Genomic DNA, 26,963 nt, shown 5'->3' with positions numbered 1-26,963 from the left:
TTAATATGTAAAGTGGAAATAGAGAAAAAATAGGAAGGATCGATTGATAAAGAAGTGAAGCTGCGTCCGAAATTGTATCTTCGGACGCTTTTAAAAAAGTAGGGAAGTATTTCTTCTCTCATTGTCCAAACCAAATGATGCATCATGTCCATTTACATTCCAAGAGGGCGACGGACAAACATTCGCCATAAGATCACCGAAAAAGGAGGAGCTTGATGTGACGTAGTCACATCAAGCTCCTCTAAAAATCCCACGGTAATAGTATAGCCAATATTTCGTCCAAAGCCCTCGGGAATGTAGATGCCCTTAAAGTGCAGCAAATGTTGATTTTCTTATGAACATTGAATGTGACAGAATTAAGTGTTTAAGTAGTGATATGTCGTAATTTGTAAATAGATGTGGTTGTATTTGTTTAAGTGATAATGGTTTAATAGTAATAGTTAACTAAGGAAGGATGACATAGATTGCTTCACTATCGAACTTATGAAATTAGCCCAACTGCCCCATGGGTAACATTTATACACGGTGCGGGGGGGAGTTCTTCTATCTGGTTTAAGCAGATTCGAGAATTTAAGAAAGAGTATAACGTTCTTTTGATCGACCTCCGTGGTCACGGGAAATCCGAACGTGGCCAATGGAAAAAAGGAGATACGTTTAAAGATGTCTCTAAAGAAGTAATCGAAGTGTTGGACCAAATAGAGGTTGAAAAGACCCATATTATAGGAATGTCACTTGGTACGATTGTTGCGCAAACAATTGCGGATCATTACCCAGAACGTGTGAAATCACTGATTCTTGGCGGTGCAATCATTCGATTCGACATTCGTGCGAAAATATTACTATGGACTGGACGTGCAACAAAGTTGTTTGTTCCTTACATGTTGCTCTATCAATTATTTGCCTACATACTTATGCCACGTAAAGAACATGAAGAATCACGGTTAGCGTTCGTCAATGAGGCGAAAAAGATGTGCCAGAAGGAATTCGTAAAATGGATGTCCTTAACAAAACTCATCAATCCTTATTTGGCAAGCCTACAAGCATCTACAACTGCAATTCCGACATTGTTCCTGATGGGTGATGAAGATTATTTATTTATCCCTCCAATTGAGGAAGTTACTCGGAACAATAAGGGCTTTGAATTTATCAAAATAAAAAGAAGTGGTCATGTTTGTAATATTGACCAGCCTGAGTTGTTCAATACGTTTTCTATCAATTATATTTCGAAAATTGAACATAGTAGTGCTGTCATTTAATTGGATGACAGCATTTTTTTTAGAATAAGAAGGTCTACATTCCAAGAGGGCGACGGACAAACATTCGCCATATGATTACCGAAAAAGGAGGAGCTTGATGTGACGCATTCACATCAAGCTCCTCTAAAAATCCCGCGGTAATAGTATAGCTAATGTTTCGTCCAAAGCACCCCGGGAATGTAAAGGACAAGATGCACTTAAAGGGCGCTTGCGCTTTTATTAACCAAATAGCATCTAAACTTAAAAACGCAAGAATGTTGATTGATTTAACAGCATTCTTGCGTTTCACTTTATTAAAATTTTCGGGTGTATTACTCCTCTTTATTAAGGAAGTCCGACGCTCAGTAGTACTAATTTAACGACTGCTCTTAATGACAATCCCAGTTATACCAAACGTTTTCAAAGCTCATTCGTTTCAAATCATCTGGATGGATGAAGAAATTCCCGATTCCACAATCACCCCATATAATTTCTACCCCTTCACCCTGGCAAGAATCCAGTTGGAACAGCAGTATATCTTGTTGTAAATCTTCATTGTGAATACGTGGATCTTCCTGTGTAAAACTTGGAAAACCTCCTATTTTACCATCACCATCATTATCTGTCACAAAGTCGTAAATTTCATCCAAAAAATCATCTGCTGTATCATTAAAATGCTCTTCGATAAGTTCATAAATATTCTTACCATAATATTGCTCAAATTCAAAACAATCCTGTAGCAATAATGTCTCCCGGATTTCACCCGTCAATTTGTACTCACCTTCTACAACTACATATTCAGGTTCTTCAGTATAAAAATTAGCCTGCTCCTCTTTTGAATAAGAAGCTTCTGATGGATTTTCAAAATAATGAACGGCATAACCTGATCGATTCTTATAGTTGTTTAAATCCATACCAATCAAATCATCGTATAAATCCACATAAAATACCAAAATACCTGATGTAGGATAACCCGGCAACGGTGGCAATTCCGCTAAATTCAGCTGCGCTAATAAATACAATGGTTGGCCTTCTGAATTTGTTGGAAATGGTTTGTTTTTTGGAAAGTAGCCATAACCTCCTGCTTTAGATGCAGTTAATGGTAGTTCTCCAATATTTTCAACATTTAAAGCAATAAATGACTTGGAGGATTTCAACATTTGCTTACCTATATGAGCAGGAAATTTTTCTAAAATCTGTAGAGACATTGTTAGCACCCCTTAAATAAGACTGTACTATCATATTAAAATAGTAACCAATAAAAAGAAAGTAAGGTTTACACATTCACTTTTCCATTTTCCCGCAACGGGCAGTAATATCCCACAAACCACTCTTAGAAGATAACTCAAAAAAATTATTAGTATCAGTTAGGTTTACAGCTATTGGGGAGGAACTCATAGAGAAGGATGCTATTATAACCGTTGCCAAAAGCATTCTAAATTAATATATAAATTATCATACCTGTTGATTATATAATTTATATCATTATAATTTCGTTGGAAAAGTCCACTGCACCCTGTTTTGCATTAGAGCGTTATAGGTTTACTTAGGACGAAATAATCGCTATTCTGTTAGTGATTGTCAAAGTGCCCGAAGATGTAGTTTCGGTAACTCTATAGTTATTTAATGGTGTGTTTCTTGCTTATTTTCACAAAAAGCGCCTAGTGGGGTTAGCATACTCTATCGAAAAGGTATGCTCTTATTTAAATGACTAGGAATCAGTTCCCATGTTGGTCAGTGGAACTCGAAAAAAATAGTGAATATCCATAAGTAAAGAAGTGCAGAGCTTCCGAAATTGTATCTTCGGACGCCTTTAAAGAGTAGGACAGGATTTTTTTCCTCATTATTCAAACCAAATGATGAACCATGCCCATCCACATTCCAAGAGAGCGACGGACAAACATTCGCCATAAGATGACCGAAAAAGGAGGAGCTTGATGTGACGCAGTCACATCAAGCTCCTCTAAAAATCCCGCGGTAATAGTATAGACAATGTTTCGTCCAAAGCCGCCTGAAATAGGTGTAGGACATGTTGCACTTAAAGGGCAGCACATGCTGGTTTTCTCATTTGACAAGAATTGAAAAAGCACTATATACCAATAAAACTGCCATAATTATATTAAACTGTTTTCTGTATTGTAATAAAAACTTTTGAAAAATCGAGCCAAATAGCCCCCAAGTAAATGTACTTATTAAACCAACTACTCCTAAAAATAATGAGAAAAGAAGGTAGCTTAAATAGGAATCGTAATAGGGAAGAATGAAGGTTGCTACAACAGTTATCCCAAAAAGAATACCTTTCGGATTAACAAATTGTAACAAGCTACCTATTAAGAAAAAGTTTCTATTACCTACATCATTTCCGCTGTCATTGTCCTTACTTGTAAGTATTTTATAAGCCAAATATAACATATAACCTACACCTAAAATGGTTAACGGAAATTTAATTATTGGCAAAACACTTGTAAGTAAGATATTAAAAAAACTACACAATAATGTGATAACAAAAAATCCGACACCTACTCCTAAACAAAACTTAATTGTTTTTTTTAATCCATGTTTATTCGCAAACGCCATTGCCATGATATTGTTTGGACCTGGAGTAAAACTGGTAATAAAAACAAATAACAGAAATGAAAATAAAGGCATTTTTGGACCTCCCTTTTTATTTTGTATGTTATAATGACCGAAATAAACAATATAACGTAGTTCGTTTTATTATACATAAAGGTCGTTATATTGTACATAATGTAGGAGTGATTTTATGGAGGAAATCCAACTTATACTTGCAAGAAATTTAAAAGCTATCAGAGAAAAGGAAAAATTAAGCTTGGAGAAGGTCTCGCAATTAAGTGGAGTAAGCAAAACGATGATTGGGCAAATTGAAAGAGGAGAGTCAAGTCCAACACTTACAACTATTTGGAAAATAGCTAATGGTTTAAAGGTTTCCTTTACTACCCTTATAAATAATCCACAGCCCGATACCAAAGTTGTTTTTAAAAATGATATTCAAGTATTATCTGAAGACAATGGAAGGTATAGAGTATATCCCTACTTTCCTTTTCAAGAGGATAGACGCTTTGAAGTTTATTCTGTTGAAATTGAAAAAGAAGGGATATTAACTTCTGATTCTCACAGAGAGGGAACTGAAGAATTTATCACTGTTTTTGCTGGAGAACTAACTATTCGTGTCAGTGAATGTGAATATACATTAAAAAGTGGTGATTCAATCAGATTTAAGGCCGATAGACCTCACACATATTTTAATTCTGGAGAAACACTAACCAGATTAAGTGTGACGATACATTATCCAATCTAAAAGAAGCATAAAGGTATACGACTCAACTCGAATTACAACAAACGGGAAATATGTAAGGTGGAAGAATTCATAAAGATTTTATTAAAAGTATAGAATGTATGAAAAAAATCCTTTTGTATGATCCAGAACTATTACATGAACAGGTTGATTTTCGGTTCAGGCGGACTCTTTCCAGGGGACAAGCATCAAGCCGATTGGGCCAACACGATGTTGGTCATGAAGGCGTCGCCTCAGGACGAGGCGCCCTTAGCCTTCCTTCCTTTATCGCGCTCTGCCTAGGGTCTTGATTTGCTTCGTTCAATCAATGAACTGGTGTATTTTATGAATATGGCAAGTGGAAATAGAGAAAAAATAGGCAGTATCGATTGATAAAGAAGTGAAGCCGCGTTCGAAATTGTATCTTCGGACGCCTTTAAGAGAGTAGGAAAGTATTTTATCTCTCATTATCCAAAGCAAATGCACCATGCCCTTTCAATGTCCAAGAGAGCGACGGACAAACATTCGCCATAAGATTACCGAAAAAGGAGGAGCTTGATGTGAGGCAGTCACATCAAGCTCCTCTAAAAATCGCACGGTAATAGTATAGCCAATGTTTCGTCCAAAGCACTTTGGAATTGGCAAAGGTCAAGATGCACTTAAAGTGCGCTTGCGGTTTTCTAACTTGTGCAATTCAGAAATGGTTACAAATGAATAACCTTCACCTTTTAGGTAAGCAAGCACTGCGTCTAACCCTTCAGCAGTAGATGCATGAATGTCATGCATTAATATGATTGATCCGTTTTTTACATGTTGTTTCACGTGTTGAAGTAAGTGATTAGGATCGCGATATTTCCAATCCATTGTGTCAACATCCCAAAGGACAACAGGAAGTGCAGTCTGATTGCGAACTGTTTGATTTACTGCGCCATATGGTGGACGAAATACTGTAGGTTTGCTACCAGAAGCTTTTTCTATAGCATTGTCTGTATTATTAATCTCTAAAGCGATTTTTTCTGAAGAAGCCTTTGTTAAATCAGGGTGATTCCATGTATGGTTTCCTAATTCATGTCCGGCTGCTTTCATTTCTTGAACAATTTCAGGATAAAAAGAAACCCGGCTTCCTAGCATAAAAAAGGTAGCTTTTGCATTATACTTTTTAAGTGTCTCTAAAATTTTCACTGTTGTATCCGGATTAGGTCCATCATCAAATGTTAAGCTAACTACTTTGTCTTTTGGGGATACTTCGCCTGCTTCTTCTGTAGTAGTTTTCGGTACATTTTGTTCTTCTTTTGCAGGAACTTTTGTAGAAGGTTTAGAATCTACTGCTACGACAGGAAGTTTAAATGCATCTGCTACGAGATCATTGATTTCTGTGAGTGGTATCGTTACGATAGGTGCCCCTGCAGATCCTGTTGTAATTTCATACTCATCATAATAAAATAAGATGGAATCTTTTGTAAGGGCGAAATTAGAGAAATTCCCCCATTTTGGAGCAGTTTTTTCTTCCAATTGATCTTGTATTATATATGGTTTAATTTGTTTATCCATTGTTACTGCTTTTTTCACTTTTTCTGAAAGGGTTACGAGTGCTTTTTCATTTTTTCCTAGTAGTTCTTCTAACGTTAGCATATGTCCTGATTGGTTATGTAGACGGAAAATTTTCTTTTCGGATACTCCGTTAGCTCCACCTGTATACATACTAGAATGTAAAACAAATGAGTAATATCCAGTAGAATGTTGGAATACTTCAAATGAAATATTTAGCTCGCCTTTATTATGCTTATTCGTTTCGTTTATGTATTTTGTTTCTTCTAAGTATAGTGTTTTTAATTTTTGTGTATATGTTTTCACTATTTCGTTGAAACTTTGAACATTACTTTGCGGATATTGAATTGCATATGGGGCTTTTTTTTCGTTCGATGTTTCTGTGATAATACGAATTCCAGGATAAACCGAATTACTTTCTTTGATTTTTTCTTTAGCCTCAGGTGATTGCTTTGACGAGGCAACAATTTCTTGTTGTTTAGTGGAGGTAGATTTTAACAGAAGGAAGACTGTTAAACTACTTAATAAGATTATAGCGACGATACACAAGATATCGATCCAGTGACTTCTTTTTCTGGATCTTGGACTGATAGACATGATAATTCCCCTTTCAAGTATATAAGATTAGACTTACGAGCGTGTACGAAAGTTTTAAAATAGATTGTTTTTATTTTCATCTTTCGACAAGATTATCGTAATTAGGGGAAGGAGAGAGTTCTTTAGCAAATTTTATTAAACAACATACAATAAAAATCCACTTCTATCACTATTAATATCTATGATGAAATAGGCACTTTAGTAATATGCTATATCGAAGGAGGCGTAGTATGAAGCAACTTTATATAAAGCAGAAGGTATTCAGTCTAAGTGGCAAATTTACGGTAAAGGATCATCAGGAGAAGGATGTTTATTACGTGGAGGGCAGTTTTATGCAAATCCCAAAGACTTTCTCCATTATGAATGCAACAAGAGATGAAGTCGCACTTATTACGAAAAAGGTGTTCAGCTTTTTACCGAAGTTTTTTGTTGAGGTGAATGGTCGAGAGGTGTTAACGATTAAGAAGGAATTTTCTTTCTTTAAAGCACGCTATACGATTGATGCTGCTGACATTGAGGTACATGGTAACTGGTGGGATATGGATTTTCAAGTCTTACAGCATGGTGTAGTCATCGGTAAAGTGAACAAGGAGTGGTTCACTTGGGGAGATAGCTACAAGGTTCAAATATTTAATGAGGAGATGGAGGCCATCATCATTGCGTTCGTTGTCGCAATTGATTGTGTGAAGGCTGACCAAGCAGCTGCTTCCTCAGCAGCGACGTAATGTAGGGACTAAGAATATAAAATGCTGACGTTTTTTTTAGAAATTCAAAATAATAAATAACATCAAAAAAGTGGGGAAATCACGAACGAATTCCCTGCTTTTTATTATCGAGTTTTTAGTGATACAGTAATAAAAAAGAGAAAGGGGAAGCTACTAGATTAAATACCTAAAAATAAATAGTCAGAGTCCCTTGAAAGATTGGTATATAGGTATTCAAAGCTATTTTTTGTATATATCTATCTTGAGTAGCAGTGATAGAAAATGAAAAACTGGATTGATGGTGCAAAAAATAAAAAATTTATAGCCTCATATAGTGGAGGGAAAGACAGTACTTTAGCGTTATATAAAGCTATGCAAGAAGGAACAGCCATAGGAATTATTGTAATGATGGAGGAAACTGGAGAAAGGTCAAGATCACATAGTCTTATTCCATCGGTGCTTAAAGCACAAGCAGAATCTATAGGACTTCCGCTATATACAGGGGCTGCGACATGGGAAGGTTATGAAGGGGTATTTGTAAAGCTGCTAAAAGACGCGAAAGAATTAGGATCAGAGGTGCTTGTAACAGGTGATATTGATGTACCAGTACAAGATTGTTGGCATGAAAGAGTTACAAGCAGTGTAGGGCTTGAACTTGGTATGCCACTTTGGCAAAGAGGACATAAAGATGTAGTAGAGGAGTTTATCCATTTAGGCTTTATAACAAAGGTAGTGACAGTTAATTTGAAAAAAGGAATGAAAGAAGAAGATCTTGGACGTGTACTAACTTTAGAGTATATGAAAGAGTTAGAAGAAAGGGATATCGACCCTTGTGGTGAAGCAGGAGAGTTCCATACCACAGTTATAAGTGGCCCACTTTTTAAACAAGATTTAAAGGTTAGAAATGGTGAGATTACATCAAAAGGTGATTACATGTACCTAGCATTAGAATTAGAAAATTAATATTTTGAAAATAACCTCCTTTGGAGGTACAACGGAGAACCGTATCATAAGTAAAGGCGGTTTTTCTGAATTGAATAGGTATAGAATTAGTGAAAAAATTTTAGTTGGCAAATTAGATAATGAAATGAAACAAACGTTAAAAGAAATTAATAGTATATGTATGAGTATCGATGAAAAATTAGAAGATAAACAACTTGTATAGTATAAAGATATTCATAATGAAAAAGCGGTTTATGAAATTTTATGTTCTTATAAAAAGAAGGGCACTAATTTTATGCAAGCAAAGGGTTGCCTTCTGAATAAGAAGGAGATTTTATATTAGGGCGCTTTACTACAAAATTAGTTACCAGAATATTATCGCAAATGTAAGAAAAAAGAGAAAGAGGTGACAGATTTAATGGATCAAGAAACGATTCACAATCAACAACCACCAAAAAACCCGTACATAAAGCTATTTCTAGCCGCTGCACTGATCATTTTTGCGATAGGTGCAATACTTGTATTAACGAACTTATTGAATACCGAAGAGCCACAACAATTTGAAGACCCAGTAAGCTTTCGTATGTTTGATGATCGAACTATAGAAATCACAAAATATGAAATGTTTTATCGAGATCACTTTTTGTATTCTAAAGAAGCTGTTGAATTTTTTAGTCTAATTAAGACGATCGAGAAATTTGCACTTTTCCATCATTTAGAGCAGCATGATTACAAATGGAATGAAGAGAATCGTGATTTTTTCAGAGAACGTATCAAAATGGAGCTTGAATATGACAAGAAGGATGCTAATTTAAAAGCATATTATGAAAAAATGTTTGCTACGCTGCAGATTACAGAGGAAGAATATATTGAGTATTATGTACTAGTAAACAGAGAGTACGAAATGCTTTATCAAGATTTATTTAATAAAGGAATCGGCTTGGACGAAACAGGCGGATACCCGAGTGGAGAAGTGGCAATGGCCTATAGAGATCTTATGGGGATTACAGAAGATGAGATGAACGAGCTTGCAGAAAAGATTCCTAAACGACTCGACCCGATGGAACCACAGCCAGACTTGCCTTTTATTACAGATGATTTTGGGCTGAAAGTGACAACAAATGCGCAAGGGGAATATATTTTTGTAGAAAACATGTATTTGCCTATTTACCATGATGAACCGTATAACGATATTTTATACGAATTGAAGCGAGAGATTGTAAAGGAAGAGTTAACGCGCTATTCCATAAAGCGCTATCAGGAGGCAGTGGCATCGTACGAAAGCGATGATGCTCAAAAAATGAAGTCAGTAAAAGAACTCGGCTTAATTTTGGAAATTTTAGAGCGAACAATCGAATTGGAATTGTAGAATATGAACATAGTAATATCATAGAGAATATAAAAATGTGGATGATTGCTCAAGTATTAGAAGATAAACGGAATAGTAATTATGATGTAATAGAAATATATGTAGAACTAAAGCGAGGAGAGTTTCAAAAAATTCCTGGCGAGAATTTATTAAAAGCAGCCTACTATTGCGTATGTTTCCAAACATGTGGATATTTCCAGGCAAGCCACCCATAAATTCATAAAAAGCTTGGAAGCTAAAGGACTAGTTGAAATTAATAATGTGGAAAATAACTAGAAAGATAAATGTATACGGTTAACTAAATTAGGTGAAGAATGTTATGTGAAAAATGAATCGTTGTAGGCAAATTTAGAAAAAGAAATCGCTGATAAGATAGGTCCTGAACAGTTAAAACTTCTTAAAAATTTTCTAAAATTGGATAGGGGCTTATAGTTTCCAGTAAGAAAACATTTTAGTTGAAAACTTAAAGTAAAAATCACTATCCTTTCCATTTGGAAAGAATAGTGATTTTTAAATACAATGATGTTGGAATTGCTTACATTACAAATTGATGTATTTAATTTTATAAAACCACTAAACTAAAATTCTGTTTCTAATGTTGAATAACTAATTTCGAATTAGATAATCAAATGAGCCTAATGCTGCAGTTGCACCAGATCCCATAGAAATAATGATTTGGTTATAAGCACTGTCTGTACAATCACCAGCAGCAAATACACCAGGAATTGTAGTAGCTCCACTCTTATCAATGATGATTTCACCAATACGATTTCGTTCAAGCGTTCCTTCTAACCAATCAGTGTTAGGAACTAGACCGATTTGGACAAATACACCAGCTAATTCGATGTGTTTTTCTTCACCTGTCTCTCGATTTACGTAAGAAATACCATTTACTTTGTCAGTACCAGTAATTTCTTTTGTTTGAGCGTTTGTTAAGACAGTGACGTTTGGAAGGCTGTATAAACGTTTTTGTAGTACCTCATCAGCTTTTAACTCTGAGTTATATTCAAGAACTGTTACATGACTCACAATCCCTGCAAGGTCAATCGCTGCCTCAATCCCTGAGTTACCTCCACCGATTACCGCAACGTCTTTCCCTGCAAATAATGGCCCATCACAGTGAGGGCAATAAGCTACACCTTTGTTTTTGAACTCTTGCTCACCGGGAACATTAACATTACGCCAACGAGCACCAGTTGAAATGATTACTGCTTTACTCTTAAGAACAGCACCATTTTCTAATTCAACCTCAATTAGGTCTTTCTTTTCTAAACGTTTTGCACGTTGTAGGTTCATAATGTCAATATTATATTCTTTCACATGCTCTTCAAGTGCTTGCGCAAGCTTTGGTCCTTCTGTCTCTTTCACACTGATAAAGTTTTCGATTGCCAGTGTGTCTAAGATTTGGCCACCAAAGCGTTCTGCTACAATCCCTGTGCGAATACCTTTACGTGCTGAATAGATTGCTGCACTTGAACCAGCTGGACCACCACCAATAACGAGTACATCGTAAGGCTCTTTTCCGGAAAGTTCTTCTACATCAGGACCAGTACCAAATTTAGATAGAATCTCCTCAATCGTCATTCTACCATTTCCAAATGACTCGCCATTCAGGTAAACAGCTGGAACTGCTAATATATCTTTGCTTTCCACTTCTTCTTTGTACGCTGCACCATCAACCATGGTGTGTGTAATGTTAGGGTTTAGCACACTCATGATATTAAGGGCTTGCACAACGTCAGGACAGTTGTGGCAAGTTAAGCTAACAAATGTTTCAAAGTGATATTCACCAGTAATATTTTTAATTTGGTCGATTATACTTTGATCAACTTTTGGCGCTCGTCCACTCACTTGAAGCAGAGCTAACACTAAAGAAGTAAACTCATGGCCTAGTGGAACACCAGCAAAATTAATTCCAGTTTCTTCTCCAACACGGGTAACACTAAAGCTTGGTGTTCTTGGTAGTTCTACTTTTTCTACAGTAATTTTAGATGACATAGAAGCTAGCTCTTCAACTAGAGCTAGCATCTCATCTGAAACTTTGTCAGTGCCTACACTTACTTTTAGTACGATATCGTTTTCAAGCAGTTGAAGGTACTGATTTAATTGAGACTTAATTTCTGAATCAAGTGCCATTTAGTATCGCTCTCCTTAAATTTTACCCACAAGGTCAAGGCTTGGTTTAAGTGTTTCTCCGCCTTCTTGCCATTTAGCTGGGCAAACTTCCCCTGGATTGTTGCGAACATATTGTGCTGCTTTAATTTTGTTAATAAGAATGCTTGCATCACGTCCAATGCCACCTGCATTAATTTCAAGAGCTTGGATTATACCATCTGGGTCAATGATGAAAGTACCGCGGTCAGCAATACCTTCTTCTTCAATTAACACATCGAAGTTGCGAGAAATTACATGAGAAGGATCCCCGATCATTGTATAAGTGATTTTACCGATTGCATCTGAACTATCGTGCCATGCTTTATGAACAAAATGAGTATCAGTTGATACAGAATATACTTCAACACCAAGTTTTTGTAATTCTGGGTATTGTCCTTCAAGATCTTCAAGCTCAGTTGGGCATACGAAAGTAAAGTCAGCTGGGTAGAAGCAAACAACACTCCATTGACCTTTTAAATCTTGATCTGTAACTTCTACAAATTCTCCATTTTTGTATGCTTGTGCTGTAAAAGGTAGCACTTCTTTTCCGATTAATGACATAATTAAAATTCCTCCAAAATATTAGTTAATGATAATAATAATTATTATTATCAAGGTTTAATTGTTACGTAGGTGTCGATTTTTGTCAAATATAATACCTTTGTATTTTGTATTAACTTTAAAAAAATATACCTATAAATTGAATGAATAGCTTAATTGATACCGTAGGATAAAAGGGATTAGAAGTAATTATGGCATCAGTAAAAAATATTACAAAGTACCAATGGTATTTTCATTTATAAGAATCTGGGGTATTGGAGATGTTTTTAAGCTTGAAGGAAGACCTTTTTGTTATATATATATTAGAATCAATACGATGAATCGTATAATAATTTTTTGGCTTTCTTTTGCACCATTTTTCATTGTTGGTTTTATTTTGAGGGTTCTCATTTAGGAATCAGAGTAAATACCACATATAGGAGTATCACGGTGAACCGTAAAAAATGGGCGGAACCTCACGGTTCCAACCCATTTTTGACACAATTAGAAGATTGCCTTTATCCTTTTACTTCTCATCAATCCTGCACCTGGTCCATCGATTTTTTTCTAGTAAGCCAACGTGCCTGGATCGGTATTGCCAAATGTCAGATAAAACGGCGTGCCTAAAATTCCAGGAGGAACAAATACATCGAACGAGCCACTCTCAACGTCATAGCGCCGTACCGAGCCTGTATCGGGTCCGTTTCCAGTAATAGGGACAAAGAGTTTTCCTTCCGGTCCAAACAGGATAGCCTGCGCGAAGGCACGGGGCCCTCCGACTTCATCAAGGTCAATCTTTTTGATAAATGTACCCGTTTTGCCTTCAAAAACTAAAATTTTGTCGGTGTCTTCCGCGTCCGCTCGGAAACTGGTGATGTAGAGGTTACCGTCTGGACCGAAGACCAAACCTTCAGGTCGGTGAAGGTTGTTGACAGAATTGCTCTCAATGAACACATCAACGAATTCCCGTGTCTCCGGGTCGAAGCGCAACACAAAGCCATTAAGGGGGTCAAAAGGGTTAAAGACGGAGACATATAGCAATCCGTCTGGTCCGATGACTACACTGCGGGGAAAAAATGGTCCGTTGAATCCAGAGTGGTTGAGAGTGCCTAGAAAGTCACCAATCGCGCCATTATACGCTCTTAGTTCTCCCGGCTGGGGCTCTTCATTTGAACTGGCGCTCTGAAGGTCTGCCACAAACAGAACATTGCTATTAGAGAGGACGATGCCGTGCGGAGCAAACGAAGCGCCTACTTGAATGGAGCTAACGAGTTCACTAAGAAAAGCACCAGTCTCTCCATTGTACTTCAACACGTTGCCGTTTTGAGGTAGATCGACGTTCTGGTTAGAGACAAGGAGATTGCCCACATGGTTGAAGATAAGACCTTGAGGACCGTGTAAGCCGCCGCTTCCTGATGTTACAAAAGTGCCAATGAACCGTCCAGTGACTGCGTCAAAACGCTTCACTGTGTCGTCACTTTGATCACCAATATAGAGAGAGTCTCTACGAATACCCATAAAAAAACCACCTTCTAAAATAATTTAGTAAAAACTAATTTTCACATACTATAAAATATGTGAACGAGAGATTTGAGATATGGACAAACTCCCTAATGAAATAACAAAATTTCTAAATTATGTAATATTAATTTTGATTTCCGAAATAGTAAATGTAAAATATTATGTAAGTATGTAAAAACCTCATTTAATTAGATTCGCAGAACCGCACCACAAGTTAAGCAAAAATTAGATGGTGGCAGTTCACTGGAAACGGCAAACCAAAGACTTAACTCTTACAAGAAGGCGGGGCAAGGCATTTCTTTTTGTGTGTTTCTAGGTATGAAAGAGTTCTCACTTTTTGCTACCTTTTAAACAAATTTATAACTTTCATTTTATATTTGATGTTTTAATTATTAACTTATTTTGATAGACTATTAAAGGTATATAATTGATACAGAAAAGGTGTGTCACTGAATTGCGCCTTGGCTTGCTGTGAAACCTAAGCTGGTGCTTCTACATCATTTCTGAAAGTCTTATAGAATAAGGATGATAAAAATGAGCAACAAAGAAACTAAAACAGACGTTATCTTAATTGGTGCGGGAGTCATGAGTGCGACTTTGGGATCATTACTGAAAGAATTAGCACCAGACTGGGAAATCAAAGTGTTTGAGAAGCTTGCTAACGCAGGAGAGGAAAGCTCTAACGAATGGAATAATGCGGGAACAGGGCATTCTGCACTGTGCGAGCTTAACTATACACCCGAAAAACCGGATGGATCCATAGATATTAGCAAAGCTATACAAATTAATGAACAGTTTCAGCTTTCAAGACAGTTTTGGTCTTATCTTGTAGACACCAATTTGATCCGTAATCCGCAGGACTTTATCGTGTCTTTGCCTCATATGAGTTTAGTAGAAGGGGAAAAAGATGTATCGTTTTTGAAAAAACGATTTGAAGCATTGTCAAACAATCCCCTGTTTCAAGGGATGGAATTTTCCGATGACCCTGGAAAACTAATGGAATGGATTCCGCTTATTATGGAAGGTCGTACATCGAATGAACCGATAGCGGCAACAAAAATCGACTCTGGAACTGATGTCAACTTTGGGGCTTTAACAGGCCTGTTATTTGACCACTTAAAGAGTAATAACGTTGAGATAAACTACAAACATAGTGTTAATGACATTAAACGTACTACCGACGGCTCGTGGGAAGTGAAAGTACGTAATCTCGATAGCGGTAAGGTCGAAAGTCATACTGCAAAATTCGTCTTTATCGGCGGCGGTGGAGGTAGCTTACATTTACTACAAAAATCCGGTATTCCAGAATCAAAACATATTGGAGGATTCCCAGTAAGCGGACTATTTATGGTATGTAACAACCCAGAAGTTGTAGCACAGCATCATGCAAAAGTATACGGAAAAGCTAAGGTTGGTGCTCCGCCAATGTCTGTTCCGCATCTGGACACAAGATTTATCGACAACCAAAAATCATTGCTGTTTGGACCGTTTGCCGGCTTCTCGCCAAAGTTCTTAAAAACAGGTTCCATGTTTGATTTGATAACATCCGTAAAACCGGATAATCTCGTAACCATGTTGGCGGCAGGAGTAAAAGAGATGTCATTGACAAAATACCTAATCCAGCAAGTTATGCTATCGAATGAAAAGCGTATGGAAGATTTACGAGAGTTTATCCCGAACGCCAAAAGCGAGGATTGGGATATAGTGGTAGCGGGCCAACGTGTGCAAGTTATCAAAGATACGGAGACTGGCGGCAAAGGAACACTTCAATTTGGTACGGAAGTTGTTACTGCCGAAGATGGCTCAATAGCTGCATTACTAGGGGCTTCCCCGGGTGCTTCTACTGCCGTTCACGTTATGCTTGAGATAATTAATAAATGCTTCCCGCAACATATAAAAGAGTGGGAACCGAAAATAAAAGAAATGATACCATCTTATGGCGTTCCACTAATGGAAAACCCAGAGCTTCTGCATGAAATTCATACTTCAACAGCAGAGACACTTGGTCTAAACGAAAAAGAGTTAGTCTATAGTTAAATCTTTGGATATAGGAACAAAGCTATTTGATGAAAACATTTAAGTAACTTTTTTCATCTATGGAGAATAGTTTCTTTGATGAAGAATATAAAACAGAGAATCTTTGATCTATTTATAGATTGAAGGTTCTTTTTTAATAAAAATCGTAGTTAGATTGGATACAGTGAGTCTTATCATTAGAAACTAAGTTAATTTCATAAATAGTACTTTGTCAATAAAATACGAACATTATCACTTCGTTGATTGAAGCGTCAGGAGGCGACTCCAGCGGGATGAGTGAAGCAGATAAGACATCACAAACGACGCGTGAGCTAAATTGGATTTATGGGCTTTTTCACAGCTTTATTTAACAGGGTTGATACTACGCGTTTTGTAGATCAATCCCTGTTTTTATTTATCCAAGTGCACTAAAGAGATAACTCAGTAAGTAAGAGGGCACTGAAAAACGCTATTACAGAATTTTTTAAGATAAATATTCAATGTGATGATACTGTGTACTATAGGATTTAGAACGGTGTCGCTCGCCCACGGAAAGCGAACAGAACCGTGCTAAATCCAATTAGCGGATATTTATTAGGAATTTTATTAGAATACAACTTTTTCAGTGCCTTCGTAAGTAATGGTAAGCATTTTCCAAGATTCAAATGTAAGTTGATTTGAAATTATATCTTTGGGGTATTAGTAACATTGGATACAAACACACTGAATAGAATTTTGAATCGTGTTCATTTTCTATACTGAAATATTAAGTGTCGGCCAATGAACATTTTTGGGAATTGGGTATGCTTGCTTTTCCAAAAAACAATTTACTACATAAAATATAAATACTTAAATATCTTCATTTTAAAATGGAAGCGCTTTCTCGAAAAGATTTGTCTAGAATAAACGCAAATGGTTAACAATCACTGTAAAGGTATTATTTAAGGGGGTTCTCTTATATGAAAATTAACAATGCAATTGAGGTTTTAGATCGGATGCGCCTACCGAACGGCGCTTACACTGCCAGTATTTCAAAGGACTACAATTTTGTTTGGATACGTGATGTTGTATACACGGTTTTACCTTTCTTGCAAAGCCAATCTGAGCGGTATGAAAAAGCTTTTCATGCCTTATTTGACCTTTTTATAACTTATGAATGGAAAATCGACATTCACCGTGAACAAAAACCGGTTTATCTTTTTGAATATATCCACTCACGGTATTCCACAGATTTAAAGGAAATGAGCCAAGAGTGGGGTCATGCTCAAAATGATGCAATTGGATCCTTCTTATGGGGAGTAGGGGTGGGCATGAGCCATGGACAAAAGGTTATCCGTGATGACAAAGATCTCGCTATTGTTCAGAAGCTAGTCGACTATCTTGAATGTCTTCAATACTGGCAGGCAATGGATAATGGCATGTGGGAAGAGACTATGGAACTGCATGCTTCAAGTGTAGGTGCATGCGTGGCAGGCTTGCGTGCGGTGAAAATGCTCGTAAATGTTAAGGATGAACTGATTCAAAAAGGTGAGGAGACGCTGCGGTTTCTTTTACCAAGGGAAAGTGAAACGAAAGAAACAGACTTATCGCTGCTTTCACTAATCTATCCGTATCGGATAGTTGAAAGGAAAACGGCGCTTAAGATAGTTGAGATGGTTTCCAAACACCTTGAGCGGCCAAATGGCTGTATTCGTTATCAGAACGATCAGTATTACAACGAAGGAAGCGAAGCAGAATGGTGCTTCGGACTACCTTGGCTAGGATTGTGCTATTTTGAACTGGGCATGTATGATAAGGCTTATGAATATGTAAATAAAACGAAACTAATCGTACCAGATAATTGGGAAGTCCCTGAATTATATATTGGCGGTAAAAATGTGCCAAATGGCAACACTCCATTAGCTTGGTCCGTCTCCCTTTCCTATTTATTATTAAACCGGATGATTACTATGCCTTCTTCACAATGGACAGGAAATGATTGATCTAAAATACAGGTTTATACTAATAAATTCTTAGGGATCAGATTTAATATATTGTTAAAACACTTTTCACAATCAGTCATTTGTAAGGTGAGAAAAAGTATGGTGTGTGGGAACTCAGCAGATAACTGTGTAGACGAACTGCACATGAGAATTTATTATTTTTGACAGTACACGATCAAATAGAATGATACAAAAATCCTTCATTTCATGGAGGATTTAGCTTGACGACAAAAGTATTTTTATAAATGGTTATGAATAATAATATCAATAAATATTCCTAAAGAGGTTACTTTATCTAATTAAAAATAAAGATAGTGGATATCTAGAAGGAATTTTGTTTAAAAGGCAAGGACCACCACGAAGACTCCTGTGGGAACAGCTTGAGCGGAAGACCCCGCAGGAACGCAGGAGGAAGGAAGGCTAAGAACGCCGCGTCCTGCCCCTGCGCAAAGCTCGTCGCAAAAGAACTTTTGCGGCAACGCCTTCATGACCAACCTCGTGTTGGCCCGAGGCTGAAGCCAAGCCCACGGAAAGCGAAGGGGTGGTCCTTGCTGAATTTAATATACAACTCTATGCACCAAAAATAGAGTTTGTCTACAGTCTGAATCCTTCATTTCATGGAGGATTTTTTATTCTGTCTAAAATTATTATTATTATAATAAAAAGTAAAATATTTTAAAGGTGTTTTTTGATAGATGGCGAATAATTTAGGAGATGAACTGGTATATTAATTGAAATATTCATAGGGTGAAAGAGGTGTTGAAATGGTAGAAATTCTAAAGTTGAATAACCAGCTATACCCAAGTGATTTTGATGTATATCTTTTCCATGAAGGAACGCTGTTTGAAAGTTATAAGATGCTCGGCGCTCATATCCTTTATGAGAACGATATTCAAGGTGTGCGTTTTGCGGTCTGGGCTCCACATGCAAAGCATGTATCCGTCGTGGGTAATTTTAATAATTGGAATGGTACCCAGAACCAAATGGAACGCTTGGCTCACTCTGGAATCTGGTTTTTATTTATACCCGAACTTACACATGGAGACATCTATAAATATGAGATTACAGGACCAGATGGGCGGAAGGAATTAAAAGCAGATCCTTTTGCCTTTTATTCGGAGCTGCGGCCGTCAACAGCTTCTATCATCTACAATTTAAATACATTTGAATGGCAAGATCAAAAATGGATGGCACAGCGAATAAAGAAAGATATTTACCACAAACCGATGATGATTTACGAAGTTCACTTGGCTTCCTGGAAACAAAAAGAAGGTGGTGAATTTTATAATTATCAAGAACTTGCGGACGAATTAGTCGATTATGCAATTGATAATGGCTTTACACATATTGAGTTGATGCCTGTTATGGAGCATCCTTACGATGGTTCATGGGGTTACCAAATAACTGGATATTATTCAGTGACTAGCAGATACGGTACACCTGAGCAATTAATGTATTTTATAGATCAATGCCATCAAAATGGCCTTGGTGTAATTCTTGATTGGGTGCCTGCACATTTTTGTAAGGATATCCATGGTCTAGGACGGTTCGACGGAACGCCTCTCTTCGAATCAGCAGATCCCATGCGAGCCGAGAGGCCTATTTGGGGAACATATAGCTTTGACTATAGCAAGCCCGAAGTTGTCAGCTTCCTGATTTCAAACGCAATGTTTTGGATGGACTTCTATCATGTGGATGGTCTTCGGATTGATGCAGTTTCTTCCATGATTTATCTAAATCATGATAATCCACTTCCTGTAAAATTGAAGAATCAATATGGTGGCGAAGAAAATCTGGAAGCAATTGATTTTCTGAAAAAGTTAAATGAATCCATTTTCCAAAAGTATCCTGGTGCCCTCATGATGGCGGAGGAAGCAACCGAATGGCCGCTGGTTACAAGTCCCACTAGTACAGGCGGGCTTGGATTCAATTATAAATGGAATATGGGCTGGTCAAATGACGTACTTAAATATATGAAGCTTGATGTTAATGAACGACCAAAGTATCATCACCTATTGACGTTTTCATTTTTTTATGCATTTTCGGAAAATTATGTCCTTCCATTTTCACATGATGAAATGGTCCATGGAAAAAGGTCATTAGTAAATAAAATGCCTGGCGATTACTGGCAAAAATTCGCAAATTTACGCCTTTTATTCGGCTATTTATTCGCGCATCCAGGAAAAAAACTTTTATTTATGGGCAGTGAATTTGGGCAGTTTGACGAATGGAAATACGGGCAAGAAATGGATTGGATGCTTTTAGATTTTGACGCTCACTCCACTTTTTTTCGATACTATAAAGATTTAAATAAATTTTATCAGGAAACCAATTCCCTATGGCGTCTGGACCATGAGCAAGCAGGCTTTCAATTGATCGATGCTAACAATGCGAAACAAAGCGTGATTACTTTTATGAGAAAAGGAAAACGGAAGGGGGATTATTGCATTGTTGTTTGTAATTTTTCTGCCGATGTTTACCATAATTATCAAATAGGGGTTCCGTCCAATGGGAAATATTTCGAAGCATTTAATAGTGATGTTGCATCATTTGGCGGATCGGGACAGGTGAATTCTGCCCCAATGCATGCCAGTAAGGTCCCGCACCATAACCAACCTTGCAGTCTGGAAATAACCGTACCGCCGCTAGGGATTGCAATATTCATGAAAGAAACAAAAAAAAGGCAAAGGGGATTCAATACAAATGGCATCTAAAAAATGGGTTGCAATGCTTTTAGCAGGTGGACAAGGTTCAAGACTCGGGGAATTGACGAGTGACTTAGCTAAACCCGCAGTACCATTTGGAGGCAAGTACCGGATTATTGATTTTACTTTAAGCAACTGTACACATTCAGGTATTGATACAGTTGGCGTACTTACTCAATATCGTCCCCATATTTTGAATTCATATATTGGTAACGGACGCCCGTGGGATCTGGACCGCAATAACGGTGGGGTTTCTATGCTTCCACCTTATCAGGGGAAAAATGGTGGTGAATGGTACAAAGGTACAGCAAATGCCGTGTACCAAAATTTCCATTTTATCGATCATAATGACCCAGAATATGTACTTGTAATCTCAGGGGATCATATTTACAAGATGGATTATAATAAAATGCTTGAAGATCATATTGATAAGGGTGCAGATGCGACCATTGCTGTCATAGAGGTACCTTGGGAAGAAGCAAATCGCTTTGGAATAATGGATACCAACGAAACTGGTCAAATTATTGAATTTGATGAAAAACCTAAACATCCAAAAAGTAATTTGGCTTCGATGGGTGTGTATCTCTTTAACTGGAAACATCTCAAAAAATATTTAACAGAAGACGAACAGGATAGAAGTTCTACTAATGACTTTGGAAAAGACATTATTCCAAAGATGCTGAATGATGAAGCAAGATTACAAGCGTATCGATTTAAAGACTACTGGAAAGACGTAGGTACGATTGAAAGCCTGTGGGAAGCGCATATGGATTTGTTGGAAGAACCATCCGATTTCAAGCTCGGAGACCTAAACTGGCAAATATACGCAGGGAATGCCAACCACCCCCCACAATATATATCTGAAGATGCTGAGGTGACACAATCTCTAGTCAATGAAGGTTGTTTGGTATTTGGGAAGGTGGACCATTCTGTTCTTTCCTATAATGTCCAAGTAGGAAGTGGCTCTACCGTAAAGAATTCCGTTATCATGCCAAATGTGAAAATCGGGAAAAATGTAATAATCGAAAAGGCTATAATCGGTAGCGGTACAATAATCGAAGATGGCGCTGTGATCTCTGACTCTAAACAAGGGCTTACCTTAATTGGTCAAAATCAGCGTGTTTCTTCGGAAAGTGCTTTGCTGCAATCTTTATTATAGGAGGTAGCTTAAATGAGGAATGTATTAGGTGTAATTAATCTTGTAAATGAAAGACCCATATTAAAAGAATTGACCCATCACCGTTGCCTAGCCTCCGTACCATTTGGCGGACGCTATCGGATGATTGATTTCACCATGTCAAACTTTATGAATGTCTCCGTAAGTAAAGTTGCTATTTTCACAAAAGATAAATATCGATCGTTGATGGATCATCTAGGTTCTGGAAAGGAATGGGATCTCGATCACCGTTCACAAGGTCTATTCATTCTTCCTTCGATTCATCCTGATGAAAAAATTAAAGGAGATTTACAGCAGTTCTATGATCATCTAGAATTTTTCCAACGAGCAACTGCAGATACAGTAATTATTGCTCCTGGTCATCATATTTGTAAGATTGACTTTAACGATGTGATTAAAGAACACGAAAGTAATGAAGCTGATATTACAGTTTTGTATAAGGATTATGATGGGGTACCAGTTAAAAGACCTCTTTATCATCAATGTTCACTTGATGCAAACGGTGAAGTTCGTGATATAAACCTTTATACGTCACCTAAGAAAGGTGACCATATTTGTTTGGAAACATATGTGATTAAAAAACAACTATTAATAGATTTAATTAAGAATTGTATAGAGTATGATGAATATGATTTTTTGAAAGATATTGTTAAAGCAAATTTGATAAATCTAAAAGTGCAAGGGTATCAGTTCACGGGTTATATGCCATTTATTCATTCCCTAGAAACATACCATGCTAGTAATATGGAATTTCTTAACCCAGAAATTCTTCGCGACTATTTTTATGATTCATGGGAAGTTTTCACGAAAATTAAACACGAAGCACCTGCCGAATTTGCAAATTCCTCAAAGGTGTCTAATTCCTTAATTGCCAATGGATGTATTATTGAAGGCACCGTCGAAAATAGTATTATTTTCCGAGGAGTAAAAGTTAGAAAAGGTGCATTAGTTAAAAACTGTATCATTATGCAGAAGGGTGATATTGAAGAGGGAGCACATATCGAAAATGTGATTACTGACAAACAAGTAATCATTACTAAGGATCGAATCATTACAGCGAGAAATAAGCCGATGGTAATCAAAAAAGAAGAAGTAGTTTAAACTGGAGGAAATCGGGCATGAATGTTTTATTTGCAGCCTCAGAGTGTGCCCCATTTATAAAGACCGGGGGACTGGGTGATGTTATTGGCGCCTTGCCTCAATCTTTACATGAAAAGGGAGCAAACGTCAGTGTGATATTACCGAAATATGGCGATCTTCCATTACATTTTAAAGACCAAATGCAATGGATCAAAAGCATTGAAGTGCCTGTAGGTTGGAGACGTCAATTTTGCGGTATAGAAAAGTTTCATTTTCAGGGGATAACAGTATACTTTCTCGATAACGAATATTATTTTAGAAGGCATGGCAGTTATGGCTTTGGGGATGATGGGGAACGTTTCGCTTACTTTTCCCGAGCCGTACTAGAGGCTTTGCCATACTTAGAGGAACGGCCCAATATTATCCATTGTCATGATTGGCAAACAGGGTTGATTCCTGTTCATTTGAAGGCCCATTATGAAAATAATCCATATTATCAGGGAATCAAAACGGTATTTACCATTCATAATTTACGCTACCAAGGTGTATATCCTAAATCAGTGCTTTCCGATTTACTGAATTTAAGCGAGCTTTATTTTCACATGGACGCCTTAGAGTTTTATGGGGATGTCAGTTACCTCAAAGGAGGGCTGGCCTTTGCTGATCGCGTAACAACTGTAAGTTCGACCTATGCATCCGAAATACAATCTCCTTTTTATGGGGAAAGACTTGATGGGTTTTTACGAAAAAGAGGCGCTGAACTTCAAGGAATCGTGAACGGAATTGACAATGACTCCTATGATCCTAAACGTGATGAAAATTTATTCCTTCCATTCGACGATTATAAGGGGAAGTCTGTAAATAAAAAGCACCTACAGGAAACACTCGGGCTTCCTATGAACGCTGATATCCCAATAATTTCAATGGTTACAAGACTAGTTGATCAAAAAGGTATAGATTTGATTCTACATGTCTTCCATGAAATCCTCGGTTTGAATGTCCAGTTTGTTTTATTAGGTACAGGCGATCAGCAGTATGAAGAGGCATTCAGGTATTTTGAAGAAGTTTATCCCGATAAAGTTTCAGCAAACCTTTATTTTGATGAAGCTTTGGCACGAAAAATTTATGCCGGTTCTGATCTTTTTCTAATGCCATCCCAATTTGAGCCGTGCGGCATAGGACAGTTGCTCGCACTTCGCTATGGAACGTTGCCGCTTGTCCGTGAAACAGGTGGACTAAAGGATACGGTTATACCTTTTAATGAATTAACCGAAGAAGGAAATGGATTCAGCTTTGCTAATTATAATGCCCACGAATTGCTGTATACGATTGAGCGAGCAGTCGCACTTTATCGCTTCCAGCCTAACAAATGGAGAAATTTAGTAGAGCACGCAATGGATCTTGATTTTAGCTGGTCATCATCTTCGCAGCAATATATAAAATTGTATCAGGACCTCCTGAAATCTGATAAATAAAAAAGAACCGTTTTTAAATATATGAAAACCATTTATTTGTGTGCCACATAAATAAGGATTTTCATACACATTAAAAGATGACGCAGTCCTAAAGGGATGCGTCATCTTTTTTGCGCTTAGTACGGATGAGTCTTAAGGATACAAGTGCGCATTATTCCAAAGACCAAATAGCCAATGCAACAAGTTGGCAATGATTGATTGGATGAATTTTTAATAAGAGTCGTTCTACAATTGAAAATTACTGAAGTATTTAAATCATACTATCGTTCATTTATGTTATTAGTTGTATTATCGATTATTTTGGTTATTTTGTGGTGTGTCTTTACGTTTAGTTTGATTTAAATTTAGTTCTTCTGCAAATTCTTCACGAGTGTTGTTTTTTGAATTAGGTTCTTTCTTCTTAAAGTTTGGTTTACTTTTCTTCATGGTATCGTCACCTCCTAAAGTTAATGTGCTCAGTATAGTTGGTCTTATTCAAAATGATTTGTTCTTAGTAATACTTTCATGAAATTGGAATTGATTAATGAAGTCTTCTTCAAATAAAGGGAGGATTTAGTTAAAAAAAAGGGCTGATTCTACACGTTTTGTAGATCAAGCCCTGTTTTTATTTAAATCTTATTTAGCAACAAACTTTATGTTAATTATTTTATTATTTGATATTTTTCTAGATCTTTACTCGCACTATTAACCATCGCTGCTATTTGCGCCCTTTTAACATAATCGCTAGGGTAAAATCCTCCATCTTCTTTACCCTTAATAATCCCATTACTACTTAGTTTTAAAATGTCTGAATACGCCCAATGTTCTTTTTGTACATCATAAAAAGGAGACTCATTCGTATTATTTAATGGGTAGTCTAATATTCTCGATAATATTGCTGATAATTGAGCTCTTGAAATTTTGGCATTTGGTTGAAATGTGTGTGGATTCGTTCCATTAACAATATTATACTTATGTGCAATTTCAATATCTCGTTTTGCCCAATGGTTAGTAGGAACATCAGTAAAATAATTGGGTGCTTTTTCGTTTGTTTCGTCTAAACCAATAGCGTTTATAAGGATTTTAACAGCTTGTGCCCTTGTTAAATCACCATTTGGGTCAAAAGTGTATTCGGTTTTTCCGCTAATCCATCCCTTTCTATAAAGAGACATAATATCCTTATCAGCCCAATGATTTTCTGAATCTATAAAATTATGTTCTCCATTCGCCCATGACGAATAAAAATCCCATATTCCGTTATCTGCTTGATTTAAATCCCAACTACCAGTTCCTCTTAAATTATATTTCTCTACTAATCTCAATTTATATTTTAATGATAAATCATTTTCATACCATATTGTGTAATTGCCCGTAGTAAGTTTTTTACCACCAATATAAGTTGGTGAATCACTACTTTTAACAGTAAATTTAGCATAAGCTGATTTGGAGGCATTATCAATAAATAGTTTTCCTTTATGTTTATTTACTATGCTTTTGACAGATTTATTAGCTACACCTTCTCCTCCAATTTTCTCGTCATCGTTCCAGATTCGACCGTAAAAAGGTAGGCCTAAAACTACTTTCTTTGAATCCACACCTTGATTTAATAAAGATTTAATAGAATTTTCAACAAATGATAAACTAGCGACAGGACCTGCTGTGCCACCTTTCCAGCTTTCATCATATGCCATTAACATTAAGTAATCGCTATATTCACTTAGTTTTAAATAATCATATGACCCATGCCATCCTACCGTCCATCCATTTGGATTTGCAGCAACCGCTATTGATACTGTTTTATCATTAGGCATTTTTTCATTTAATAATCGTATAAAATCTGTGAATTCTTCCTTATCTGTATAGTTTAAATTCTCAATATCTATTTCTATTCCATCTAACTTATTTTTTACTACAGAATCTACAATTTGAGTAGATAAACTTTCTCTATTTTTCATAGCAATTTGAGCTAAATTTCTATCCCAATGGTTAGTAATAAATGGAACGACTCTTAATCCTCTATTGTGTAACGCTTCTATTAAACTATTATCAATTAAAGATTTTAAACTACCGTCAGCGTTTAAATTATAGAATTCTGGCGTAGCCGTATTTATCGCTCCTAATGTCATATCTATATTTTCTAAAGAGGAGCCAGAAGTTCCGCCATATATATAAGTCATGTGTATGTCATTTACCGAGGCATCAGCACTAAATGGATAGGCCAAAAATGTAATTAATAATGCCGGGATTAGAAAATATTTTTTTAATTTTTTTTTCATTGCTTACTTCCTTTAAAATAGATTTTATCAACTTTAATTATCTATTATTAGGGTCAAATAACAATGATGAAAATATGGTATCTTAGAGTTATTTAGTAAATTAGGCTATAAAATTATGAAGCTACCATTACAAGTTCATGAGGGAAATTCTTTAATTGATATTAAAAAATACTTTATTGATGTTAAATCGGAGTTTGTTAAGCTTTTCAACTTATCACCTAAGAAAGATGGAATTGTTGGACGCGTACAGTTAAAAGGGATAAATTTATATTTTGGATGGGTAACTGAGGTATAGAAAGTTTAAGCAGAAACAGATAACACTTCTCTAGGCGGTGATTCACAAATTGGCACAGCTTTTTTTGTATAGG

The 26,963-nt window shown here is 36.6% G+C and carries 22 protein-coding genes and 1 pseudogene; 15 read left to right on the top strand and 8 right to left on the bottom strand.

The features are described 5' to 3' along the window. Nucleotides 1-464 precede the first annotated feature (464 nt). A complete protein-coding gene (locus MHH81_RS11530) occupies nucleotides 465-1,256 on the top strand; it encodes an alpha/beta fold hydrolase (RefSeq protein ID WP_340921286.1) in 792 nt (263 codons plus the stop codon). A 368-nt stretch (nucleotides 1,257-1,624) separates the two neighbouring features. On the opposite strand, the gene MHH81_RS11525 is transcribed toward MHH81_RS11530, so the two are convergent. Together MHH81_RS11525 and MHH81_RS11520 are read right to left on the bottom strand one after the other, a co-directional pair. Beyond that, on the bottom strand, nucleotides 1,625-2,443 hold the full coding sequence (locus MHH81_RS11525; protein ID WP_340921284.1) for a YwqG family protein: 819 nt from the start codon (nucleotides 2,441-2,443) through the stop codon (nucleotides 1,625-1,627). 856 nt (nucleotides 2,444-3,299) lie between these two features. After that, complete coding sequence (locus MHH81_RS11520) at nucleotides 3,300-3,884, bottom strand: LysE family transporter (RefSeq protein ID WP_340921282.1); 585 nt, start codon at nucleotides 3,882-3,884, stop codon at nucleotides 3,300-3,302. 115 nt (nucleotides 3,885-3,999) lie between these two features. Between MHH81_RS11520 and MHH81_RS11515 the strand changes: the two genes are divergently transcribed. Beyond that, nucleotides 4,000-4,554 carry a helix-turn-helix domain-containing protein gene (locus MHH81_RS11515; RefSeq protein WP_340921280.1) on the top strand — a complete coding sequence of 185 codons (555 nt, stop codon included), beginning with the start codon at nucleotides 4,000-4,002 and terminating at the stop codon, nucleotides 4,552-4,554. A 624-nt stretch (nucleotides 4,555-5,178) separates the two neighbouring features. On the opposite strand, the gene MHH81_RS11510 is transcribed toward MHH81_RS11515, so the two are convergent. After that, nucleotides 5,179-6,675 (bottom strand): polysaccharide deacetylase family protein, encoded by a 1,497-nt coding sequence (locus MHH81_RS11510; protein ID WP_340921278.1) that lies wholly within the window; start codon nucleotides 6,673-6,675, stop codon nucleotides 5,179-5,181. Between the two features lie 230 nt (nucleotides 6,676-6,905). Between MHH81_RS11510 and MHH81_RS11505 the strand changes: the two genes are divergently transcribed. The 6 genes and pseudogenes from MHH81_RS11505 to MHH81_RS11480 form a co-directional block, all read left to right on the top strand. Continuing rightward, the gene (locus MHH81_RS11505; protein ID WP_340921276.1) at nucleotides 6,906-7,400 is read left to right on the top strand and encodes an LURP-one-related/scramblase family protein; all 495 of its coding nucleotides are present in this window, start codon (nucleotides 6,906-6,908) and stop codon (nucleotides 7,398-7,400) included. Nucleotides 7,401-7,661: 261 nt separating this feature from the next. Beyond that, a complete protein-coding gene (locus MHH81_RS11500; protein ID WP_340921273.1) occupies nucleotides 7,662-8,342 on the top strand; it encodes a Dph6-related ATP pyrophosphatase in 681 nt (226 codons plus the stop codon). 70 nt (nucleotides 8,343-8,412) lie between these two features. After that, complete coding sequence (locus MHH81_RS11495; RefSeq protein ID WP_340921271.1) at nucleotides 8,413-8,544, top strand: hypothetical protein; 132 nt, start codon at nucleotides 8,413-8,415, stop codon at nucleotides 8,542-8,544. A 195-nt stretch (nucleotides 8,545-8,739) separates the two neighbouring features. Continuing rightward, nucleotides 8,740-9,690, top strand: coding sequence for a hypothetical protein (locus MHH81_RS11490; RefSeq protein WP_340921266.1), 951 nt, complete (start codon nucleotides 8,740-8,742; stop codon nucleotides 9,688-9,690). A 35-nt stretch (nucleotides 9,691-9,725) separates the two neighbouring features. Continuing rightward, nucleotides 9,726-9,905 (top strand): hypothetical protein, encoded by a 180-nt coding sequence (locus MHH81_RS11485; RefSeq protein WP_340925374.1) that lies wholly within the window; start codon nucleotides 9,726-9,728, stop codon nucleotides 9,903-9,905. After that, nucleotides 9,844-10,122 (top strand): annotated as a pseudogene (locus tag MHH81_RS11480) (MarR family transcriptional regulator); the annotation flags it as partial. The gene MHH81_RS11485 and the pseudogene MHH81_RS11480, both read left to right, overlap by 62 nt. Before the next feature lie 174 nt (nucleotides 10,123-10,296). Here the strand turns inward: MHH81_RS11480 and ahpF are convergent. The 3 genes from ahpF to MHH81_RS11465 form a co-directional block, all read right to left on the bottom strand. Continuing rightward, entirely contained in the window at nucleotides 10,297-11,826 is a 1,530-nt protein-coding gene (gene ahpF, locus MHH81_RS11475; RefSeq protein WP_340921265.1) for an alkyl hydroperoxide reductase subunit F, read from the bottom strand. Between the two features lie 15 nt (nucleotides 11,827-11,841). After that, complete coding sequence (gene ahpC / locus MHH81_RS11470) at nucleotides 11,842-12,405, bottom strand: alkyl hydroperoxide reductase subunit C (RefSeq protein ID WP_340921263.1); 564 nt, start codon at nucleotides 12,403-12,405, stop codon at nucleotides 11,842-11,844. A gap of 546 nt (nucleotides 12,406-12,951) precedes the next feature. After that, on the bottom strand, nucleotides 12,952-13,902 hold the full coding sequence (locus tag MHH81_RS11465) for a Vgb family protein (protein ID WP_340921261.1): 951 nt from the start codon (nucleotides 13,900-13,902) through the stop codon (nucleotides 12,952-12,954). Between the two features lie 537 nt (nucleotides 13,903-14,439). Here MHH81_RS11465 and MHH81_RS11460 point away from each other — a divergent pair. From MHH81_RS11460 to glgA, 6 genes are all read left to right on the top strand, one after another. Then, nucleotides 14,440-15,942 (top strand): malate:quinone oxidoreductase, encoded by a 1,503-nt coding sequence (locus MHH81_RS11460; RefSeq protein ID WP_340921258.1) that lies wholly within the window; start codon nucleotides 14,440-14,442, stop codon nucleotides 15,940-15,942. 938 nt (nucleotides 15,943-16,880) lie between these two features. After that, on the top strand, nucleotides 16,881-17,903 hold the full coding sequence (locus tag MHH81_RS11455) for a glycoside hydrolase family 15 protein (RefSeq protein WP_340921256.1): 1,023 nt from the start codon (nucleotides 16,881-16,883) through the stop codon (nucleotides 17,901-17,903). A 764-nt stretch (nucleotides 17,904-18,667) separates the two neighbouring features. Next, nucleotides 18,668-20,617, top strand: coding sequence for a 1,4-alpha-glucan branching protein GlgB (glgB, locus tag MHH81_RS11450; protein WP_340921254.1), 1,950 nt, complete (start codon nucleotides 18,668-18,670; stop codon nucleotides 20,615-20,617). After that, on the top strand, nucleotides 20,607-21,767 hold the full coding sequence (locus tag MHH81_RS11445) for a glucose-1-phosphate adenylyltransferase (RefSeq protein ID WP_340921251.1): 1,161 nt from the start codon (nucleotides 20,607-20,609) through the stop codon (nucleotides 21,765-21,767). Before glgB ends, MHH81_RS11445 begins: the two co-directional genes overlap by 11 nt. A gap of 12 nt (nucleotides 21,768-21,779) precedes the next feature. Continuing rightward, the gene (gene glgD, locus MHH81_RS11440; RefSeq protein WP_340921249.1) at nucleotides 21,780-22,886 is read left to right on the top strand and encodes a glucose-1-phosphate adenylyltransferase subunit GlgD; all 1,107 of its coding nucleotides are present in this window, start codon (nucleotides 21,780-21,782) and stop codon (nucleotides 22,884-22,886) included. Nucleotides 22,887-22,903: 17 nt separating this feature from the next. Continuing rightward, nucleotides 22,904-24,340 carry a glycogen synthase GlgA gene (gene glgA / locus MHH81_RS11435; protein ID WP_340921247.1) on the top strand — a complete coding sequence of 479 codons (1,437 nt, stop codon included), beginning with the start codon at nucleotides 22,904-22,906 and terminating at the stop codon, nucleotides 24,338-24,340. Between the two features lie 288 nt (nucleotides 24,341-24,628). On the opposite strand, the gene MHH81_RS11430 is transcribed toward glgA, so the two are convergent. Then, nucleotides 24,629-24,766, bottom strand: coding sequence for a hypothetical protein (locus tag MHH81_RS11430; RefSeq protein WP_340921245.1), 138 nt, complete (start codon nucleotides 24,764-24,766; stop codon nucleotides 24,629-24,631). 215 nt (nucleotides 24,767-24,981) lie between these two features. Next, a complete protein-coding gene (locus tag MHH81_RS11425; RefSeq protein ID WP_340921243.1) occupies nucleotides 24,982-26,595 on the bottom strand; it encodes a glycosyl hydrolase family 18 protein in 1,614 nt (537 codons plus the stop codon). Between the two features lie 115 nt (nucleotides 26,596-26,710). Here MHH81_RS11425 and MHH81_RS11420 point away from each other — a divergent pair, with 115 nt between their 5' ends. Further along, nucleotides 26,711-26,890 (top strand): hypothetical protein, encoded by a 180-nt coding sequence (locus tag MHH81_RS11420; RefSeq protein ID WP_340921241.1) that lies wholly within the window; start codon nucleotides 26,711-26,713, stop codon nucleotides 26,888-26,890. Nucleotides 26,891-26,963: the final 73 nt, after the last annotated feature.

Source organism: Psychrobacillus sp. FSL H8-0484, assembly GCF_038005325.1.
Lineage (GTDB): Bacteria > Bacillota > Bacilli > Bacillales_A > Planococcaceae > Psychrobacillus.
Note: the sequence above shows the minus strand (reverse complement) of the source record. Positions and strands in the feature narration are given on the sequence as shown.

Bases quoted from the DNA above. Each gene is read 5' to 3' on its own strand.
- MHH81_RS11420 (WP_340921241.1), top strand. From the start codon at position 26,711: ATGAAGCTACCATTACAAGTTCATGAGGGAAATTCTTTAATTGATATT.
- MHH81_RS11460 (WP_340921258.1), top strand. From the start codon at position 14,440: ATGAGCAACAAAGAAACTAAAACAGACGTTATCTTAATTGGTGCGGGA.
- glgA (WP_340921247.1), top strand. From the start codon at position 22,904: ATGAATGTTTTATTTGCAGCCTCAGAGTGTGCCCCATTTATAAAGACC.
- ahpF (WP_340921265.1), bottom strand. From the start codon at position 11,826: ATGGCACTTGATTCAGAAATTAAGTCTCAATTAAATCAGTACCTTCAA.
- MHH81_RS11445 (WP_340921251.1), top strand. From the start codon at position 20,607: ATGGCATCTAAAAAATGGGTTGCAATGCTTTTAGCAGGTGGACAAGGT.
- MHH81_RS11490 (WP_340921266.1), top strand. From the start codon at position 8,740: ATGGATCAAGAAACGATTCACAATCAACAACCACCAAAAAACCCGTAC.
- MHH81_RS11425 (WP_340921243.1), bottom strand. From the start codon at position 26,595: ATGAAAAAAAAATTAAAAAAATATTTTCTAATCCCGGCATTATTAATT.
- MHH81_RS11515 (WP_340921280.1), top strand. From the start codon at position 4,000: ATGGAGGAAATCCAACTTATACTTGCAAGAAATTTAAAAGCTATCAGA.
- MHH81_RS11505 (WP_340921276.1), top strand. From the start codon at position 6,906: ATGAAGCAACTTTATATAAAGCAGAAGGTATTCAGTCTAAGTGGCAAA.
- MHH81_RS11525 (WP_340921284.1), bottom strand. From the start codon at position 2,443: ATGTCTCTACAGATTTTAGAAAAATTTCCTGCTCATATAGGTAAGCAA.
- MHH81_RS11510 (WP_340921278.1), bottom strand. From the start codon at position 6,675: ATGTCTATCAGTCCAAGATCCAGAAAAAGAAGTCACTGGATCGATATC.
- ahpC (WP_340921263.1), bottom strand. From the start codon at position 12,405: ATGTCATTAATCGGAAAAGAAGTGCTACCTTTTACAGCACAAGCATAC.
- MHH81_RS11485 (WP_340925374.1), top strand. From the start codon at position 9,726: ATGTGGATGATTGCTCAAGTATTAGAAGATAAACGGAATAGTAATTAT.
- glgD (WP_340921249.1), top strand. From the start codon at position 21,780: ATGAGGAATGTATTAGGTGTAATTAATCTTGTAAATGAAAGACCCATA.
- MHH81_RS11500 (WP_340921273.1), top strand. From the start codon at position 7,662: ATGAAAAACTGGATTGATGGTGCAAAAAATAAAAAATTTATAGCCTCA.
- MHH81_RS11465 (WP_340921261.1), bottom strand. From the start codon at position 13,902: ATGGGTATTCGTAGAGACTCTCTCTATATTGGTGATCAAAGTGACGAC.
- MHH81_RS11430 (WP_340921245.1), bottom strand. From the start codon at position 24,766: ATGAAGAAAAGTAAACCAAACTTTAAGAAGAAAGAACCTAATTCAAAA.
- glgB (WP_340921254.1), top strand. From the start codon at position 18,668: ATGGTAGAAATTCTAAAGTTGAATAACCAGCTATACCCAAGTGATTTT.
- MHH81_RS11520 (WP_340921282.1), bottom strand. From the start codon at position 3,884: ATGCCTTTATTTTCATTTCTGTTATTTGTTTTTATTACCAGTTTTACT.
- MHH81_RS11455 (WP_340921256.1), top strand. From the start codon at position 16,881: ATGAAAATTAACAATGCAATTGAGGTTTTAGATCGGATGCGCCTACCG.